The organism is Virgibacillus indicus (assembly GCF_002266285.1).
Taxonomy (GTDB): Bacteria; Bacillota; Bacilli; order Bacillales; family Amphibacillaceae; genus Virgibacillus_K; species Virgibacillus_K indicus.
Map to the genome: position 1 here is coordinate 1105023 of NZ_NPMS01000001.1, position 19300 is coordinate 1124322.

A 19300-nucleotide genomic window follows, 5' to 3' on the forward strand; every position below is an offset into this window, starting at 1 on the left:
GACAAAGTAAATAACTTCAGATATGTAAGGGTGATTTTTTTATGAAAATCGATGTTATTGGAGATGTTCATGGCTGCTTAGAAGAATTACATCATCTATTTCAAACACTTGGCTACAGAAAACAGGACAGTATCTATATTCATTCTGATTTCAGAATCCCTGTATTTTTAGGAGATATTTCTGACCGGGGGCCAGATTCGCTTGCGGTAATAAAGCTCGTTTATGAAATGGCTGTTGTACATAATGTGGCGAAATATGTACCTGGCAATCATTGTAATAAATTATACCGCTACTTTTTAGGAAATAAAGTCCACGAAAGCCATGGACTGGAGACAACAGTGGCTGAATTCAAAGCATTACCTGAGGACGAGCAGGAGATTATTTCGGAAAAATTCATGACCTTGTACGATCAGGCTCCCCTGTATCTTGTACTGCCTGAAGTGAAAACAGTTGTAGCACATGCAGGGATTAAAGAGTCCTTAATCGGCAGAACCGATAAAAAGGTGAAAACATTTGTCCTTTATGGAGATATTACAGGCAAATTTGATAAGGATGGGAAGCCGATCCGCCTGGACTGGGCACAGCACTATCATGGGGATCAGTGGATTGTATATGGCCATACGCCTGTAATGAAGCCCCGCATTGTTAACAACACGATCAATATCGATACAGGCTGTGTTTTTGGGAATGCATTATCTGCATTTTCCATGCCGGAGAAAAAAACGACATCCGTCCCGTCCAAACAGTCGTTTTTTCCCGAAAAATTCACTAACTTTGAGTAGTAACATCATTCAGTGATTTAATATCAGCTGGTAGTGGTGATTGAAATGTCATTACTTTTTTTGTAACAGGATGATTAAAACTGATTTCACAGCAGTGCAGTGCCTGGCGGGTAATCAGCTCTGTTGAACCTCCATATAAATTGTCACCAGCAAGCGGGTGTTTCATAAAAGAAAAGTGAACCCGTATCTGATGGGTTCGTCCAGTTTCCAGTTCTATTTCAAGCAAAGAATGCTTGCCCGTTTCACGAATGACTTTGTAGTGTGTAACTGCATTTTTACCAGTCTCTGTAACTATCCGCTCAATAATAGAACCAGGCTTTCTTCCAATTTGTGCATCAATCGTTCCCTGTTTTTTCTGAAGGATTCCTTCAATTACGGCCATATATTTTCGCCTAACTTCCCCTGCCTTCTGTGAGGCTGACAATAGGGAATGGCTGTAGCGATGTTTGGCTATCAGAACCAATCCCGTGGTATCCCGGTCCAGCCTTGTGACAACATGGATGGTAAATGGGATATTATTTTTTTTATAATATCCGAGGAGGCCATTCGCAAGCGAGCCAGTTTGATGATGCAGTGATGGAATGGTAGCAATTCCGGCTGGTTTCTCAACAATGATAATGGCATCATCTTCATACACGATTGCAAGCTCCATCTCCTCCGGCAATATGTGACTCCCGATCTTCTCTGGGGGAAATTTTATTTCCAGTATGTCCTTAGGTTTTAATGCATACCGAACTGTTTTAGGCATTCCATTAACAAGGATGTCTCCTCCGTCAAATTTCACCTGTTTAATAAGCCTTCTGGAAAAGCCGTGAACATTTTGCAAATATTCACGGATAATCATGCCATTATGTTCATTTGTTATCGTCCATTTCATTCCCTTTCACCATCACTACATTGAATTATCGTCTTCTCTTACAAAGGAATCGCGTACTCTATTCCAGAACGGGAATGGTTTAAATCGCGCAAAACGCACCCGTTCATCTGCAACACGGCACTGAATTGATTTTACATTTGTATAATTTGTTGTAAAATGATCTATCGCAATTAAAAAGCTTCTGTTGACCATTGGCTTCAGCAAGCAGGTATGATGTTTCGGCAAAATTAATGGTGAACCTATGGTACGGAAAACACGATTATTGATCGAGGCCATTTCCGTAAGCTGGATTGCTTCAAGTGATGGATGAATAATACCACCGCCAAGAGCCTTATTATATGCTGTACTTCCTGAAGGTGTGGATACACAGATGCCATCACCCCGAAAAGTTTCGAAATGCTCTCCCTTTATTTCCACATCAAAAACAACCGATCCATCGGCAGTTTTAATCATAGCTTCATTTAATGCCAGAAAACGATCTTCTTTCCCACCTGTATCCGAGCGTATGGTTACCTCCAGCAGTGGATATTCCACCACCTGAAATGGTGTTTTTGCAATTTCAATAATTAATTTTTCTACTTCATCGGGTGTCCAGTCTGCATAAAACCCTAAATGCCCTGTATGTACACCAATAAAAGCTGTTGATTTTAATCTGTGAACATAACGGTGAAATGCTTCCAGAAACGTCCCATCGCCACCGACGGAAATGACAAGATCCGGCTCTTCTTTGTCATATTTCAAGTCAAATTCAGTTAAATATTGCTTCATGGTTGCTTTAATCCGGTTTGAACGATCATCACCTTTTGATACAATCTTAAATTTCATTCCGAAACCATCCCCTTCCAGTTAGGCTTTTTGTTTTCCATCGCTGCCTTAGTAACTTCGCTGTTTTAATCATTATTTATTAGTAAGCCATTATGTAGTTACTTCCGATGAAAGATCCGCTGGGCTTCCTGTACTTCATACTTAATTTTGGACATTTCTTCATCGAGCTTAAAAGCTGCTTCTGCAGCACGCTGCAGTCTCTTCTTTATTTCTGTGGGTATTCTACCCTTATATTTATAATTTAATGAATGCTCATTGGTCGCCCAAAAATTCATTGCCAATGTACGTATCTGAATTTCAGCAATCACTATTTTCAATCCATCAATTGTTTCCACCGGATACTCAATAACCATATGATATGAGCGGTAGCCACTATCTTTCTTTTCGGTAATATAATCTTTTTCCTCGATTATCTTTAAGTCTTTACGTGTGCGGAGCATATTCACAATTGTATAGATGTCGTCAACAAATTGACATACGACCCGGACACCTGCAATATCCTGAATTTCTTTTTCTATTTTTTCTAAGGGTATTTGTCTGCTTTCTGCTTTTTCCAGAATACTTGGGATGGGCTTCACTCTTCCGGTTATAAACTCGATTGGAGAATGTCTGGAGTCATACTCGAATTGATTTCTCATGCCCTTCAATTTCACCTTTAATTCTTCAACGACTTGTGCATAAGGTGCAAGAATTGCTGCCCAATTCATCGTCATACACCACCTGGTTCTTCTTAATTTGTTCGCTCATAAGCTGTCCATACCATTTTATCATAATTTCCGGGAATGGCTAATCTTTGCATAATCAATAAGAATTAGCCATAATCAATAGTAACCTATTTTATAGATGGGGGCTTGTCTATGTCACAGGAAATCGAAATCGAATTTAAAAATTTATTAACAAAGGAAGAATTTGACCGGCTTTTGTATAATCTTCCTTTTCCAGAATATAGTGAAACACAAACAAATTTTTATTTTGAAACAAAGAATTTTTCACTGAGGGAAAATGGCTGTGCCCTGCGAATCAGGGAAAAGAACGGCAAGTTCCAGTTAACCTTGAAAGAGCCGCATTCCCAGGGCCTGCTGGAAACGCATGATGTGCTGACGAAACAGGAAGCACAAAATTGGATGGAAGGAAATATACAAGAAAAAGAGCATACAGCAAAGCAATTAGAGGCGAAAGGTATTTCACCCCAAAATCTGATCTATTATGGAAGTTTAACAACCGAACGGCGTGAAGTTGATTATCAAGATGTACTGCTAATTCTTGACTACAGTACCTATCATGGCCAGGAGGATTACGAACTGGAACTGGAGGCATCCTCCAGAACTATCGGTGAGGACGTTTTTAACAGACTTTTAGAGAAGTACCAAATTCCAAAAAGAAAAACTCCCAATAAAATAAAACGTTTCTTTTCTGGTATGTCTGATTAGGTCATTCAACCCACTCAAACAATCAGATTATTTGCCCGGATGGTGTTCCGTTGCTACAATATATTTACATTTCATTTACAATAATGTTGTTTAAATAGAAGGAGACGGAACATGACGCAACCTGGAACCATGTTTGAGGCAATCGGTGGTTTTGAACCGATAGACAGACTTGTCACTGCATTTTATAAGCGGGTTGGTCAGCACCCGAAGCTGATTCCTATTTTTCCCGAAGATTTAACGGAAACCGCTCGAAAACAGCGTTTATTTTTAACCCAATTTTTCGGAGGACCAAAATTATATCTGGAAGATCGTGGTCAGCCTATGCTAAGAAGAAGACACCTGCCCTTTCCAATAACACCGGAAAGACGGGATGCATGGCTGGAATGCATGGCGGAAGCACTAATCGAAGCAGAAATCGAGGAACCATACCGTACAGCTATATTTGAAAAATTAACCTTGACCGCAAACCACATGATGAACAAACCAGAATAATAGAAAGGAGAATCGATGTGAGTTGGAATCAAACTGGGCTAAAAGGCTCAACTCAGACAAACACATCGGAAAAATATAGCTTTTTTGACTTTGTACAAAAGCCGATTGAAGTTTATGTTTTTATAGATCCTCTTTGCCCTGAATGTTGGTCACTGGAGCCTTATTTAAAAAAGCTTTCTATTGAGTATGGTCGATTTTTCACAATACGCCCTATTGTAAGCGGCCATTTAAATACATTGAATAATGATCAATTTGATCAGCCAAGAAAGCTGAAGGACATATGGGAACGAACTGCAAAGCGCACAGGAATGAGCTGTGATGGCGATTTATGGATTGAAAATCCTGTTTCTCTCCCATGGCTTGCATCTCTGGCTATAAAAGCAGCTGAATTACAGGGCAAGAAAAAAGGAAGAGTCTTCTTACGCAAATTGCAGGAAAATGTATTTTTAAATAAACAAAATATTTCTGATGAAGATGTTTTACTGAGGTGTGCGGAGATGGCGAATCTGGATATTTCCGAATTCAAAAATGATCTTTATTCCGATTCTGCTAAAAAGGCGTTTCAATGCGATTTAAAATTGACACATGAAATGGATGTTGATTACATCCCGACCATTGTCTTTTTCAATCAGCTAATCGAAGAACAGGGAATTAAAATATCCGGACTGTACCCATATGATATTTATGTGCGAGTATTGCAGGAAATTCTGCAGAAGACCCCAATCCCTTCTGAAAAGCCACCACTCGAAGACTTTCTGTCATTTTATAAAGTTGTTGGCACGAAGGAAGTTTCTGTTGTCTATGATTGGACAACTGCAAAAACAGAAAGAGAATTAAAGAAATTGCAGTTGAAACGAACTGTAAACCGAATTCCTGTAAAGTATGGATCGTTTTGGGAATATATTGGTTAACTGAGCCTTCTTTTGTAAGGCTTATTTTTTTGGAGTTGTAAAATTATAATGTGGATTCTGGATGCTGCAAGCTTTTTGAATAAGGTTAAATTCATATAGTTTGTCACAATTTATATAGATTGCGAACTAACTTAATACTTAATATGATGTTGAGTTACCGCTGATGAATTGCATTAGTAATAATATACAAAGCATCTAACCACCTCACCAGTTCGGGTGAGCGGAGGGCGGTGACTCCTGCGGGAATAGCACGTGTCCGAAGACCCCGCAGAGTGGTTTTCTCGAGGAGGCTGAGGCCGTGCCCGCGGAAAGCATCCGCCCGCAGCGATCCCGAACGGTAGCATCAGCACAATTTTTGGAAGTCAAACTAATTTTACTTTGCAATTTACATCAACTACAAGTTAAGCTTCATTTGGAAAAAAATAAAGGATATACGGGGCAGCGTATATCCTTAGATCTCTCACTTTGTATAATAACAAAGGGGGATGGGAGAAAGTTTCATGATCAAACAAGGGGTTTGTTTGTTTTATCTTACATTTATATAATAGCAGTCATTTTATTTTGAATCAATAAGTATGTGCATTTATTCACAAAAATGTCACTTCTAATACATATTTCTTTAACATATGCTATAGTACATATTTATTGAAAGGTGTGATACACCATGAAAGATGGTTTTCTCCTCCCGTTTCTCTTTTTAGTGCTGACCATTATCTCTTTCTTTTTAAATATCCTTGGCCTTATGTCCCTTATTCCACTTTATTTTACATTGCCATTATTGTTTGTTTCGATTTATTTAACCATCTACTCTTTCACACATAGACGTGTTTATCGGGGTATGCGGTAAAAATGAATTGGCTGAATAATGTCAATGAGTTTCTGATCAGGATTTCTTAAGGATGCGATGCCAGCCCGAAGTTATGTAACAACCACTGAAAGTTGCGCAACTCTCCCGAAAGTCGTGCGCTTCCAATTAAAGTTGTGCGACTTTTCACCTGCCCATATCAAAAAACAGGATGATCGCCATCGATCATCCTGTTTTACTATTCTACTTCAGCAATAAAGCTTCCATCTCGTTTAATTTATTCTCAAACACTTCTAATGCATCCAGTATTGGCTGTTTGGATGTCATATCCACTCCGGCTTGTTTCAGCACTTCAATTGGATAATCACTGCTTCCTGCTTTCAGGAAGTTTAAGTAACGCTCCACTGCTCCATCTTCACCTGCGAGGATTCCATTGGCTAGTGCAGTTGCCGCAGAGTATCCTGTTGCATATTGATATACATAATAGTTGTAGTAGAAATGGGGTATTCTTGCCCATTCCAGGCCGATTTCCTCATCTGATACAACCGCTTCTCCAAAATACTTTTTATTCAAAGCATAATAAAGTTCAGTCAGTTTATCCGCCGTTAAAGCCTCACCATTTTGCAAACGGACATGAATATCATGCTCAAATTCAGCAAACATTGTCTGACGGAAAACCGTTCCTCGGAAGCCTTCCAGGAAATGATTCAACAGGTATAGCTTCTGCTTCTCGTCTTCCAGATTTTTAAGCATAAAGTCATTCAATAGAGCCTCATTTGTTGTTGAAGCAACCTCAGCTACGAAAATTGAATAATTACCATAGCGGAATGGCTGTGTTTTTCTCGTTAAATAGCTGTGCACAGAATGGCCAAGCTCATGTGCCAATGTAAACGTGTCATTCACATTGCTTTGCCAATTCATTAAAATATACGGATTTGTCCCGTATGCTCCAGAAGAATACGCCCCGCTTCGTTTGCCTTTATTTTCCTCAACATCAATCCAGCGATTTTGGAAAGCTTCCTTCAGGATAGACGCATATTCGCCTCCAAGTGGTTCCAGGCCGGAAAGTACATACTTTTGTGCTTGTTCATAAGGGATTTCCATATCCACATCTTTGACTAGTGGTGTAAACAAGTCGTACATATGCAGTTCATCAAGCCCTAGCACTTTTTTGCGAAGCTCTGTGTAGCGATGCAATACCGGTAATTTTTCATTAACTGCTTCTACCAGATTATCATAAACCTGCTCCGGAATATTATTATCATCAAGTGCTGCCTGCCTTGCTGAATTATAATTACGGATTTTTGCGTAAAAATTATCTTTCTTTATATTTCCGCTAAGTGTAGATGAGAAAGTATTTTTAAACTTGCCATACGTATCATACATTGCTTTAAATGCTTCTTCACGGACACGGCGATCCTTCGATTCCAGGAATCGGATGTATCTGCCATGTGTGAGGTCCACCTCTTCCCCATCTTCATTTGTAATCGACGGAAATGTCAGATCCGCATTATTCAGCATACCGAATGTCTGAGACGAATTGGACAATGCTTCTGATGCTTCAGCCAGCAATACTTCTTCTTTCTGGCTCAGCACATGCGGACGCTGCCGTGTAATTTCATCCAAAGTCTTTTGGTACAGCTGTAATTTTTCTTTTTCTTCAAGAAACCCTTTTAATTTATCTTCATCCATCGCCAAAATTTCCGGCACGATATAGCTCATGGAACTGGAGGCTTGAGTCAATACATTTTCCGCCTGTGCATTCATTTCCTGATAAAAGGAATTGGTTGTATCCTGATCATAACGCATATGGGCATATGTAAACAGCTTGCCTAAGCGTTCAGATAATTCATCTTGCATCTGCAGCAAGTCATATAGTATGTCCGCAGAATCTGACAGTTTTCCCTGATATTTCTCTATTTCCGGAATATCTGCCTGTAATTTTTTAAATTCGGTCTGCCATTCTTCATTTGTTGCAAAAATATCTTCTAATCTCCATGTGGATTCTTCAGGTATTTCACTGCGTTTTGGTAGTTCTTTTGCCGCTTTTGCCAAGCTAATTCCTCCTTGTATATTTTTCTCTACTATAGATAATTCTGGATTTCTTAGGAAATTCCTTCAAAAAATAAATCCCTATTTATTTAGTATAACGAAATTCCCTTACTTCATGCTTCTATTTTGTTTTGAAGAGCATTCATCAACTGATCATCTCCCTTTAATGCTTCTTCGATGGAATTATAAAATGTTAAGTTTTTTTGTTTTTGATAGGTATGGTCAGAAAGCTGCTCAATAATGCCCAGCTGGCAAAGCTGTCTGAGATAATTTTCTATAGGGTTTTCTGCAGATAGAATAAGCGGAAAATACTGTGGGTTGTGAATCTGCTTCCGTAGATGATATTCACAAGTTTTAAGTGAAAAGGAGCTACCGGCAGAAAGCTTGTCAATCACATCAAGACAAAGCCGGCTTTGCCAATTCCAGCCAGGGGTTTTCATCCAATGAGCCGAGGCATTCGGCAGGTGAATGATCGATGGCAGGTATTCCAGATGCGTACCTTTCAAATAAAGCCATTGATGCCAGGCCAGCTCGCTGCCAAATAGATGCTTCCTTGCTTTCAAACGAAACTGTCGCTTTTCTTTTTTCCACAACTGATAGATTTCATCCGGATCGAAGGACTGCTGTTTAAAAATATCAGTAAATCCAATCATATTCAATTTTGCAGCATTGATTTTCCCAGCTGCCTGGCCAATTTTTGTCAAATAACTATCCTGAATAGTGATAAACTGAAGTGTTTCCGGACAGAAGTAATATAAAATTAGTGGATATTTGGTTGAGAATTTGTGGAGAAATTGAAGTGTAAATTGATCTGCTTTGAAGTGATTTCCAGTCTGCCGTTTAAGTCGATTTGCACCCAGGATCCAAATTGGAGTAATTCCAGCAGATTTATAGCCTTCATTGCGCTGTTGGATCAGTTCGACCGGAATTCGTGCACATTGGTACTCGACCACGATCCTTTTGTTATTTAATGTCAGAAGTAAATCTGGCCTTTGGTTTATTTCGGGGAGAAATGCCTCCAGTTGAACGGTGATACCCTGAGCCCTAAACCACTGGTACAACAGCAGCTTTCCTTGTTCGTGGTAGGCCCCTTCCCCTCCCTCAGCGGATGGACAATCAATAATGGATTTATGAGCAAAGTGGGGGATCATCTGTAATCCGGCTTTTATAATTACCTGCTGACTGCATGTGGGGCAAAAAAATAATTTGTTCTCCTGTTTCAGTTTTTTCAATTCTTCTCTTGTTAATATGGCAAGCGTCATGAGCTTCCCTTCAAGGGTCTTTGCCTGCAGCACCACATCACCTCCTAAATCTATTATTCGACAGAGGTGGACAAAATCCTTTTAGAAAATGTAAGAAAGAAATTTTTGTCAATAGTTAATTCTGAGACATAAAAAGCGATATTCGGTTCAAGCACAAAAAAATAGACACTCCGTTTTAATTGAGTGCCTATACCTGTACTGGAAAGTAAGACCGAACTTGCTCGAAGGTGTTTACTTCGAAAATCTTTTTCCCGTATTCTTCTAAGAAGTGAATGGTTGCGTCAGTATCCTCAGCAAATTCCAGAACCTGGCTGATGATATTTTCCTGCAGATGATCATCAAGGGAATTCTGTGAGAATTCCATATACAGGTAATATTTATCTTTATAATGGTAAAGTGTTTCTTCCGCATTTTCGGTATAGTTATCAAAGTAATGACTCAATTGGATGACATCTTCAAATTCATCAAAGCTGACAATGATCCACAGATTTTCTGTTTCAAGCTCATCATCTTCTTCCTCTTCTTCCGCTTTTCCGAATTTATCATCCAGCATATTCTCGATTTTTTTATCAACAGGAAAGTCTACCGTATTGCCATCCTCTGTTTGCAGCTCGAGCTTTTCGCCATTTTTAGATACTTGTGCTTTTGTAACAATTATTTCCAGTCCTTTATCCATTGCCTGAACCTGAATCCATAGGGGACCTTCGACATTGAAATCTTCTTTATAATTAACTTCATCCATCATCTGCCAAAACAGCTGCTCGCTTCGTTCACGATTATACCAGATTTCCTCTCGTTCAAAACCGCGATCTTCAATATCAATATAGGAAATATAAAATTTCACTGTATTTTCATTAATTCTTTCTATTTCCATTGTTTATTTCTCTCCCTTCTATAAAATAGTCAGGTGGAAGAGACAGCTTCACCTTTATCTATTAATAAAATTATATTCTTTCTTATCATTCAATACCCAAAATTGTATGGTTTCAACCATTCCTTTAGCAGGAAACTGCCTCCTTGTACCAAGTATTTTCCCGATACTTCGACAAAGCTAAGGGATTTCTATTACCATTGTATGATAATCTGATACGTTTTGGAAATTTAAATGCCTATATTTTAAAACTTATTTTAAGGTCGGCTACACTTGAATTGTTAATATCATATTTTAACTTAAATCCATGTTTTTGTCACTAACAATTTCTCCCTGAAAGTGTGAGTCATCCTATAAAAAAACAAAAACACAGACCGCTTAATAAGTGATCTGCGTTTTCAAGTCTATTCGTGTGAAAATTCCTTATCGAACCTAGTTAACCATTCGTTGAGCTTCACGTAATTGAAAGGTACGCACCGTTCTAGGTAAAAAGCGACGAATCTCATCTTCGTTGTAACCCACCTGCAAACGTTTTTCATCTAAAATAATTGGTCTTCTTAACAGACCAGGATTTTTTTGGATCAAATTGAATAAGTTTTTCATTGGTAATTGTTCAATATTGACATCCAATTTCTGAAATACCTTTGAGCGTGTTGAGATGATCTCATCCGTTCCATCTTCCGTCATACGCAATATTTCCTTAATCTCATCCAGAGTCAATGGCTCAGAAAATATATTACGTTCTTTAAAAGGTATATCATGTTCTTCCAACCATGCTTTTGCTTTTCTGCAAGATGTACAACTTGGTGAGGTATAAAGTGTTACCATAAAACTTCACTCCTCGTTCTAAAATGGGTATTTTCATAAACATTGAACAACTTATTAATTTATAATAAGTTTAAATAACCCTATATGTATATTATACTACAAATGTCAATCAAAAGGTAGAGTATATGCTGTAAAAAAACAGGTTAAATTCAATTGTTCACGAATTATTATCATTTAGTAGTAATTTACCCTATTCCATTTTCAATTAAACATGTTATATGAAAAAACTTTCACTTTTTTTATGTACATTGAGCATGTCCCAAAAGCAGCTGCACCTTAGAATTAATATTGCCTGATCCTAAGTCAGGTCAGCGGCCACTAATTTTGGGACTGCATCTACTTAAAATGGCTATGCTTTTTCCGGAGTATTCAAGCTTTCCAGAATATCATCTGCATCGCGGTCTTCATCAAAAATTAATACTTCTTCAACCGCTTGATACGACTTGCCATAAAGCTCTTCATCTTTATACGTGTGAATATCTTCATACATCTTCTTCATTTGATTGAAAATCATTTCTTCTGATTCATTATTTGGAGACCAATATAATATTTCCATAGCATTCTCTTCATTTGTAGCTAAGGAACGGCGGTTATATCCAATGGATTGTGCGTGGGTAAAACCTTCCCTGTGGTAAAAACGAAGTCGCTTTTCAGAATCCGTATCATCATAATCAACTGGTTCCACTTCCAAAATAATGGGCTTATTTTTCTGTTTAAGTTTTTCAATTAACTGATGCCCAATTCCCTGGCCCCTCGTTTTCGTTGAGACCCATACATAATCGATAAAAATAAACGAATCAAACTCAGCATACATCATTACATGCTGGGGACTTTCATCTTTATAATAAACATCCCCCTTTTCATCTAAAAGCATTTCCATATGCTCCTTTGATTTCATTTCTTCTACCGGAAAATACTTGTTTAGCTTTTCATACCAATTCATTGATCTACTCCTTATTTTCGTAGTCTTTTTTAGTATAACGGATAAAAGATGATTTGTTAAATGCATCTGGAAAAATAGGCCATTTATAGTATACGCAATTGTAGTGTAAAAATACTTTAACGCGGTGTGGTGCTTGGATGTAATTTATGGCAGAGGAAGGATATTTCGCTGATTGAATGGAAACATTGCGCCAAAAAAGCAGATCCACGTCAAGAAGATCTGCTTTATCATTATTATCCATCTAGCCCTATTTTATAATCCACATTTTTTGTATAAACATTGCCAGCGTTCCATAATAAAAATTCGTTTATGCCATTTTCATATAGTGCCTTGATTTGTGCTTCGACTTCTGCTTTTCCATATTGCTTTGTTGGACCGCTATAGAGCCAAGGTGCTTCAAAATCCTGAATCCATGGGCGTGAAACTGGGGGATCATCTAATGCTCCCAATACTTGATTTTCAACTTTAGCATATTCCGTTACCAGTTTATATGGTTCTGTATCAGGCTTTTCAATGCCAAAATAAGAGGTCCAGTGACTTGGATAGATCATCGATGAAATGACATCGACATTGTTTGAAATTCTTGAGAAGTTTTGGCCGATTCCTGGTGTTTCTTCAATAGTTGCAGCATAACCAAAAATATCAACAGCAACATCCACATCATAATATTCCAGCTCTTCCCTGGCATATGCCACAAAATCAGTAACTGCTTCCACGCGTCTTTTTATATTGTTAAGCTCAGAGTTTTCATAATCACCAAGTGTATATTCCAACTCCTTATCGTAGCGTTCAAAACCTTCAGGGAATCGCACATAATCAAACTGAATTTCCTGAAAACCCATTTCTGCAGCCATTTTTGCAATTTCGACATTATACTCCCAAACTTCATGCTGGAATGGACTGACAAATGCTTCACCCTTGTTATTAACCCAAACCTCTCCATTTTGTTTAAAAGAAAGGTCAGGACGTTTTTCTGCAAGCACAGAATCCTTAAAAACTACAATTCTCGCAATTGGATAAATCCCTTTTTCTTCAAGAACCTGCATCATTTTTTCTGGATCACTGATGTAGTTTTTCGCAATATCTTCATATGGAGAACCTTCTTCCGGTTTAAAGGTTAAATTCCCATGATCTTCTTTAATATCAATTACCATTGCATTCAAGTCTGTTTTTTCTACCAGGTCAAGCAGTGTTTCAAAACGGCTGCCACCTGCAGAATTACCTGTTACATAAATCCCTCGGACAGCATCTGGATATTCAAAGTTATAACCGGAATCATATGTAAAACGTTTCATATTTTGGGTTGTATCTAATAATTTTATACTTGTTTGCCTTTCTTTGTGCATGCTCGCCTTCTTAGCTGCTTCTTCAGCACTGCTGCTTATCGGAAGTAACATTATGAGCAGGAGAACACCTATGAATGTAAAAATAACATGCTGCTTTTTCCCCATACTTATCAATCTCCTAAAATTTATATATCCTAAGTATAAAGGAAAAAGATATATTATTGAATGGGTAAATTGAATTATCGGAAGAAATTTTGCAAACTTTATCGATATATGCCGAAATCAAAAAAGAGCCGATATCTTTCGAAAAAGAAATCAGCTATTTCCAATTTGTAAATAACATCTGCTGCATAGCAGGAATATACTATGTCATAGCTTTGAATTTCAACAGCTTCTTTCATTGCTTCAAGTAAAACTTTTGAATCATCATACGATACTTCATACCCCCTATTGTATTATTGCCAACCTTTCAAAAATGAATATATTGTGTCGGTTTTAGAACCTCAATATATAAAAATATAAAACATAGTATAATGAGATTTAAGAATAAAGGTTGGAGTGATTTTAAATGAAGTTAAAAATTATCATAGCTGCTTTGTTGCTTTCCGTTTTTTTAGCTGCTTGTACTAGTGAAGACGCCAATGAAGAGGCACTTACAAATGATAGTGAGATGACAGATATTAAGGAATTAGTACAGGATTACAGCATGGGGGATGTAACAGGTCAGACTGCTTCCATTACATCAAAACAGCTCATCGTTACAGAAAATGATGAAAGCAGCGAAACGGCCTATGATTTGCCCGATGAAGAATTTTTTGTTTCCATTGCCCCCTATATCAATGAAACACATCCTTGTGAAATACATAGCTTAACAGGCTGCCAGGGAGAACTGGCTAATAAAGATTTTGATGTATCCATTGAAGACATGGAAGGTAATCTGGTACTTGAAGAAAAAATGAACTCGGAGTCAAACGGATTTATCGATTTGTGGCTACCCCGAGACAAAACATATCGGGTAAAAATTACTCATGATGGTAAACAGGTAGAATCAGAAATTTCTACTTTTGAAAATGATGGCACTTGTATTACGACGATGCAATTAATATAGAACAAAGGAGCAAGCTCCTTTGTTCCTTGCATTCCGTGCTACCGGAAGTGGTTCTATGATTACAATTGAAGATAACATATTAAAACAATGGGTTAATTTAAAAAAGCGGGTATGTAATGCGACCCGCTTTTTAAGTATAGCTATTTATTTGTTATAAATTGGCCCTATTATGATATTGATGCATTCTCCCTCCGTTACTACATTAATTCATATCTAAATAACTGCAAACAACGTGCCCCACTGATTTAGCTGCAACAAGAATTGCATCTTCATCAATATCAAATTTCGGATGATGGTTAAAGTAAGGCTCTTCAACTCCCTTTGGGGTACAGCCAATAAAAAAATAAGAACCAGGGATTTTTTCCAGATAGTATGCAAAGTCCTCCGATGGTGGCAATTTAGGAAATTCTTTTACTTCTTTAATGTCCTTATCCTGAATTCCATTTAAGGTGTCTGCAACAAAGCCAGTTAATTCAGGGTTATTATATAATGGTGGATAGTCCGCTGTATAATTAAGTTCGCAAGTCACATCGAACATTTCTTCCAATCCATTAACAATCCGATGAAATTCCTTGTCAATAACTTCCTGTACCTCATTATCCGAATAACGTATATCGCCTTCCAGCTCGATGCTGTCTTTAATCACATTAAAGCTGCCTTTTCCATCAAATGAGCCAATTGTGACCACACCAGCATCCATTGGATTTACTCGGCGGCTGACAACCGTTTGCGCTGCTGTAACAAAATAGGCACCTGCAACTATAGCGTCATTTGCTTTATGTGGTGAGGATCCATGTCCACCAATTCCCTGAATCCTCAATTTAAAATAGCTTCGGCCATTAAATGAATACCCACTATGATAACCGACAGTTCCCGCTGGAGCCATTGGCAAAATATGAATGCCAAAAATAGATTCTAAATCATCAAGTTTGCCTGAATCTACAATACTTTTTGCACCACCTGGCGGCTGCTCCTCTGCATGCTGGTGAATAATTTTAATGGTTCCATTGATTTGATCTTTTAATTGGATGAGGCAATCAGCTAAAATCAACAAATAGGCTGTATGTGCATCATGTCCACACGCATGCATCACACCTTTATTTTTCGACTTAAATGGAACATCCGCTTCTTCATTGATAGACAGAGCATCGAAATCAGCACGCAGGCCAACCGTTTTGCCTGGTGATGCTCCTTTTATCGTTACAATAATTCCAAATCCGTTTCCCACGTTCGCTTCTATTTCGACATCTTTTCCTTTGTAAAAATCAGCAATGTATGAAGCTGTTTTCTCTTCATGAAAAGATAGTTCTGGTTGCTCGTGCAGATAACGGCGGATTTCAATCATCTCCGGTTCCCGTTCTTCAAGCATTTTCATTAAATCATCTTTCATCAAGCAGGACTCCTTTCCATTTTTGATGAGGAAGTCTCAATAAAATGACTTTCAATGGTTACTCAGTTTACCCTTCTTTACGAGTACTTATTTTTTAATAATTGGATGATATTCTGTTCACTGCATACCAACACTACCATTTTAATACTTTATTAATTCTTTAGGCTAGCGATTTGATTTTTCTGTCAATTGGTTGTGTGCCCCTTTTTCCTTCCCTCTTTTCCATATAACTATACGAAACGAAGGATAATATAGAGTATATTATTATAAGAATGTACAATAAAAGCGGGTAATTAGCCCGCTTTTCAAATGTTTGTTTTACATAGCATGTTTACCAATAAAAAGAAATCCCACAACCTTTAATATATAGGCTGTATATCTTAATTTACTTAATAGATCTTACTTTTGCACAGTACTTTTCTCAATTGGAAACCAACCAGGTACATTAAACATGAGCTCCCATAGTGGGTCTGGAACAGCGAGGAGCGTTTGGTCATCTTTATTGACCGTTGTTTTTATTTCTTCCTCGTTTCCCTGTTCTACTTTTTCTATCCAATTGGGCTCTATTATAAGTTCTCTTCCTAATGCAATAAGAGGAATACCCGTTTTCTCCAGGGCCTGTACTGCTTCATCCGGTGTATGAATAGATCCTACACCAATAATAGGCACTTTATTTCCAACGTACTCTCCTATGAGCTCAACCCGTGAAAGATTGCTTTCAATCCCACGGCGTGGCTTAGACCAAAAATCATTTAATGCCATGTGAATATAATCTAATTCTGCATCAATTAACGCATCGATAAGTATAAAGGTCTCCGCCATCGTAATTCCTGGCGTTTCAGGCTCCTCTGGGGACAAACGGTATCCAATGATAAAAGGCTGTTTGGCGTGTTCTGCAGCCACTCTTTTCACTTCTTCAATGACTGCAACAGGAAAGCTAAGTCTTTTTTCTGCATTTCCGCCCCAGCGATCCGTTCGAGTATTAGAATGAGGAGAGAAAAATTGCTGAATGATGTATCCACTTGCACCATGCAGTTCAACCCCATCAAACCCTGCTTCGATTGCTCGGCGTGTTGCCTCTCCGAAATCCTTAATTAATTTCATAATTTCTTCATTACTCAAAGCTCGGGGGGCTGCATCAATACTGTAAAAACCCCGATCAAGCAACGGAGGAACACTGCTTGCACTTACTGTTTCACAGTTTGGATTAAGTGTGGCACGGCCAATCTTCCACCATGATAGAGCTGTATGATTGCTTTAGCTCCTCTGTCTTTTATAGAGGAAGCCACTTTTCGCAAGCTTGGTATCATCTCATCCCGATCCGCTGCAAACTGCCCTTCAAATCCCTTTCCATTCTCCTGAACATATGCACAAGCTGTAATTACCATTCCTGGACCATTCGAACGTGCAGCATAATGGTTAATCTCAGCATCGGAAGCAGTATCATCCGGATTAGCAGAAAAGGTCGTCATAGGCGCCATAATAACTCGATTTTTTAACTGAACTCCATTACGTAAAGTAAATGGTTCGAATAAAGCTTTATATTTTTCTTTCATGATGTCATTTCTCCTAAGTTGATTATTGGAATGTACGGTCAATTGCTTGAATTTCTTCTGCTGTTAATTGAACATCCAATGTTTTTAAGTTATCTAACACTTGTTCAGCTCTTTTTGCACCTGGGATGACAGCATCCAGGGAATTACGTGTTAAGTACCACGCTAAAACAACATGTGCGACATCCACGTTTTTCGCATGTGCAATTTCACGGATTCTTTCCACTTTTTCCAGGTTCTGTGCAAATGCTTCCCCTTTTAGATGCGGCATATTAGAACGAAGATCATTAAAAGTCATGTCCTTATTATATTTTCCTGCTAATAACCCGGATGCAAGCGGGAAAAATGGAATAAAGGTTATATTGTTTTCTGCAGTATAAGGAAGCAGCTCTTTTTCTGCAGAACGATTGATTAGGTTATACTCTCCTTGATATACATCGACATAACCGTCTCTATTCGCTTCTTTTAACTGATCGATTGAAAAATTGGATAAGCCAATTGCTCTAATTTTCCCTTGATCTTTTAGTTCTTTTAAAGCGCCTACTGCTTCATATCCTGGTGTAACGTTATCTGGATAATGAATATAAAATAAATCAATATAATCCGTTTGCAGGCGTTTTAAGCTGTTTTCTACTTCTTGTTTTAGGAAGGCTGGAGTATTATCCTGTTGCATTTCTTGACCCACAAATTTAACAGAACCTTTCGTTGCAACAATAAGTTCATCTCTTTTTCCTGTTTCTTTAATTGCTTCCCCAACTAATTCTTCTGATCGTCCAGGACCATATAAAAATGCAGTATCGATAAAATTCACACCATTTTCAATTGCCGCACGCACCAACTCTTTTCCAGCTTCTTCATCTAAGTTAGGATAAAGGTTATGCCCTCCAACAGCGTTCGTTCCTAGTCCAATCGGATTTACATATATACCTGTTTTTCCAAGTTCTCTTTGTTTTGTCATTTTATATTCCTCACTTCTTGTTAAATTAATTTATGAAATTCTCTTCCTTGATAAAAGTGAACTATTTCCAGTTTGAGATTAGTAAACTTGGTGTTTCTAAGCCTTCGGATAAATAGCTTCATTGCATTTTTGCAGATCAAATTCTGAAGTCCTAGAAGTATGCATTAATTTCATCTGTTATCTTCTCACTGGCAGCAATAACTTTATTAGTTAACCCACGCAAGAGATTCCGCTTCATTCTTTCAATCGGACCATCTATCGCTACAGCTGCTACCACTTTATTGTCTTTGAACACCGGGGCAGCTATACAGCGAAGTCCTAAGAACCTTTCTTCATCGTCTAAAGCAAACCCTTGTTTTTTAATAACATCTAAATGATAAAGCAGCAATTCCGGGTCAATGAACGTATTTTCAGTAGCTGGAGCAGATTGAAGAAGAGAGAAAGTTTCTTGTTGCTCATCAGGATTTAAATAAGCCAATATTACTTTTCCCAAAGCACTATAATGGGCCATAGAACGATCTCCTATTTCCTCGTTAAAGGGTTCATTGAAAGGAGGTTTGATTATTTGCCGCATGACTAAATCAGCACCCTCAAGTGTACCGATGTACACATTTTCCCCGACATTCTTTCCTAAAAGATACGGATTTCGTAATGTGGTCCAGTCAATGGATGTCTTCCCCTCTTTAGGAGAATGAAACTTCTTCGTATTCAGTTCGAAGTAATTCCCCCTTTTCGCGATATAATTCATGTCTTCCAATGTGTGCAATAAACGAAATGCCGTTGTTTTGTTTAACTCAAGCATGTGAGAAATCTCTGTTAACGTTAATATTCGGTTTTCTGCCAATAGGTCCAGGATCTGCAGCCCTTTTTTTAATGTAGAAGCTTCGTATTTACCCATAAAGAAAGTTCACCTCGTCTCTGTATATA

At 38.0% G+C, this 19300-nt stretch carries 17 protein-coding genes and 1 pseudogene; 5 read left to right on the forward strand and 13 right to left on the reverse strand.

All coding sequences use genetic code 11. From position 1 onward, the window contains the following. Window positions 1-41: 41 nt before the first annotated feature. Window positions 42-782: a bis(5'-nucleosyl)-tetraphosphatase PrpE gene (gene prpE / locus CIL03_RS05600; protein WP_094884323.1), complete on the forward strand. Its 741-nt coding sequence runs from the start codon at window positions 42-44 to the stop codon at window positions 780-782. Here the strand turns inward: prpE and CIL03_RS05605 are convergent. From CIL03_RS05605 to yjbM, 3 genes are all read right to left on the reverse strand, one after another. Beyond that, complete coding sequence (locus tag CIL03_RS05605; protein WP_094884325.1) at window positions 769-1659, reverse strand: RluA family pseudouridine synthase; 891 nt, start codon at window positions 1657-1659, stop codon at window positions 769-771. The genes prpE and CIL03_RS05605 overlap by 14 nt on opposite strands. A 15-nt stretch (window positions 1660-1674) precedes the next feature. Further along, the gene (locus CIL03_RS05610) at window positions 1675-2484 is read right to left on the reverse strand and encodes an NAD kinase (protein WP_094884327.1); all 810 of its coding nucleotides are present in this window, start codon (window positions 2482-2484) and stop codon (window positions 1675-1677) included. Between the two features lie 98 nt (window positions 2485-2582). Further along, window positions 2583-3191, reverse strand: a complete 609-nt coding sequence (gene yjbM / locus CIL03_RS05615; RefSeq protein ID WP_094884329.1) for a GTP diphosphokinase — start codon at window positions 3189-3191, stop codon at window positions 2583-2585. A gap of 150 nt (window positions 3192-3341) precedes the next feature. Here yjbM and CIL03_RS05620 point away from each other — a divergent pair, with 150 nt between their 5' ends. The 3 genes from CIL03_RS05620 to CIL03_RS05630 all read left to right on the forward strand — a co-directional run bounded on the left by CIL03_RS05620 (window position 3342) and on the right by CIL03_RS05630 (window position 5317). Next, entirely contained in the window at window positions 3342-3914 is a 573-nt protein-coding gene (locus CIL03_RS05620; RefSeq protein WP_094884331.1) for a CYTH domain-containing protein, read from the forward strand. A 111-nt stretch (window positions 3915-4025) separates the two neighbouring features. Next, on the forward strand, window positions 4026-4406 hold the full coding sequence (locus CIL03_RS05625) for a globin domain-containing protein (RefSeq protein WP_094884333.1): 381 nt from the start codon (window positions 4026-4028) through the stop codon (window positions 4404-4406). A 17-nt stretch (window positions 4407-4423) separates the two neighbouring features. Continuing rightward, complete coding sequence (locus CIL03_RS05630; RefSeq protein ID WP_094884335.1) at window positions 4424-5317, forward strand: ClpXP adapter SpxH family protein; 894 nt, start codon at window positions 4424-4426, stop codon at window positions 5315-5317. A 1048-nt stretch (window positions 5318-6365) separates the two neighbouring features. On the opposite strand, the gene pepF is transcribed toward CIL03_RS05630, so the two are convergent. The 6 genes from pepF to CIL03_RS05675 form a co-directional block, all read right to left on the reverse strand. Next, window positions 6366-8177 (reverse strand): oligoendopeptidase F, encoded by a 1812-nt coding sequence (pepF, locus tag CIL03_RS05645; RefSeq protein ID WP_094884341.1) that lies wholly within the window; start codon window positions 8175-8177, stop codon window positions 6366-6368. A gap of 110 nt (window positions 8178-8287) precedes the next feature. After that, on the reverse strand, window positions 8288-9469 hold the full coding sequence (locus CIL03_RS05650) for a competence protein CoiA (protein WP_094884343.1): 1182 nt from the start codon (window positions 9467-9469) through the stop codon (window positions 8288-8290). A gap of 154 nt (window positions 9470-9623) precedes the next feature. Further along, a complete protein-coding gene (gene mecA, locus CIL03_RS05655; RefSeq protein WP_094884345.1) occupies window positions 9624-10310 on the reverse strand; it encodes an adaptor protein MecA in 687 nt (228 codons plus the stop codon). 429 nt (window positions 10311-10739) lie between these two features. Beyond that, window positions 10740-11135 carry a transcriptional regulator SpxA gene (gene spxA / locus CIL03_RS05660; RefSeq protein WP_094884347.1) on the reverse strand — a complete coding sequence of 132 codons (396 nt, stop codon included), beginning with the start codon at window positions 11133-11135 and terminating at the stop codon, window positions 10740-10742. 349 nt (window positions 11136-11484) lie between these two features. After that, window positions 11485-12078, reverse strand: coding sequence for a GNAT family N-acetyltransferase (locus CIL03_RS05665; protein ID WP_094884349.1), 594 nt, complete (start codon window positions 12076-12078; stop codon window positions 11485-11487). Window positions 12079-12311: 233 nt separating this feature from the next. Further along, a complete protein-coding gene (locus CIL03_RS05675; protein ID WP_094884353.1) occupies window positions 12312-13529 on the reverse strand; it encodes a putative glycoside hydrolase in 1218 nt (405 codons plus the stop codon). 403 nt (window positions 13530-13932) lie between these two features. Here CIL03_RS05675 and CIL03_RS05680 point away from each other — a divergent pair, with 403 nt between their 5' ends. Further along, complete coding sequence (locus CIL03_RS05680; RefSeq protein ID WP_094884355.1) at window positions 13933-14472, forward strand: CueP family metal-binding protein; 540 nt, start codon at window positions 13933-13935, stop codon at window positions 14470-14472. Window positions 14473-14674: 202 nt separating this feature from the next. Here CIL03_RS05680 and CIL03_RS05685 read toward each other — a convergent pair whose 3' ends face one another. The 4 genes and pseudogenes from CIL03_RS05685 to CIL03_RS05700 all read right to left on the reverse strand — a co-directional run bounded on the left by CIL03_RS05685 (window position 14675) and on the right by CIL03_RS05700 (window position 19271). Then, on the reverse strand, window positions 14675-15862 hold the full coding sequence (locus CIL03_RS05685; protein WP_094884357.1) for an amidohydrolase: 1188 nt from the start codon (window positions 15860-15862) through the stop codon (window positions 14675-14677). A 399-nt stretch (window positions 15863-16261) separates the two neighbouring features. Then, window positions 16262-17418 (reverse strand): annotated as a pseudogene (locus CIL03_RS05690) (NADH-dependent flavin oxidoreductase). A gap of 22 nt (window positions 17419-17440) precedes the next feature. Then, window positions 17441-18373, reverse strand: coding sequence for an aldo/keto reductase (locus CIL03_RS05695; protein ID WP_094884359.1), 933 nt, complete (start codon window positions 18371-18373; stop codon window positions 17441-17443). A gap of 151 nt (window positions 18374-18524) precedes the next feature. After that, on the reverse strand, window positions 18525-19271 hold the full coding sequence (locus CIL03_RS05700) for an IclR family transcriptional regulator (RefSeq protein WP_094884361.1): 747 nt from the start codon (window positions 19269-19271) through the stop codon (window positions 18525-18527). Window positions 19272-19300 lie beyond the last annotated feature (29 nt).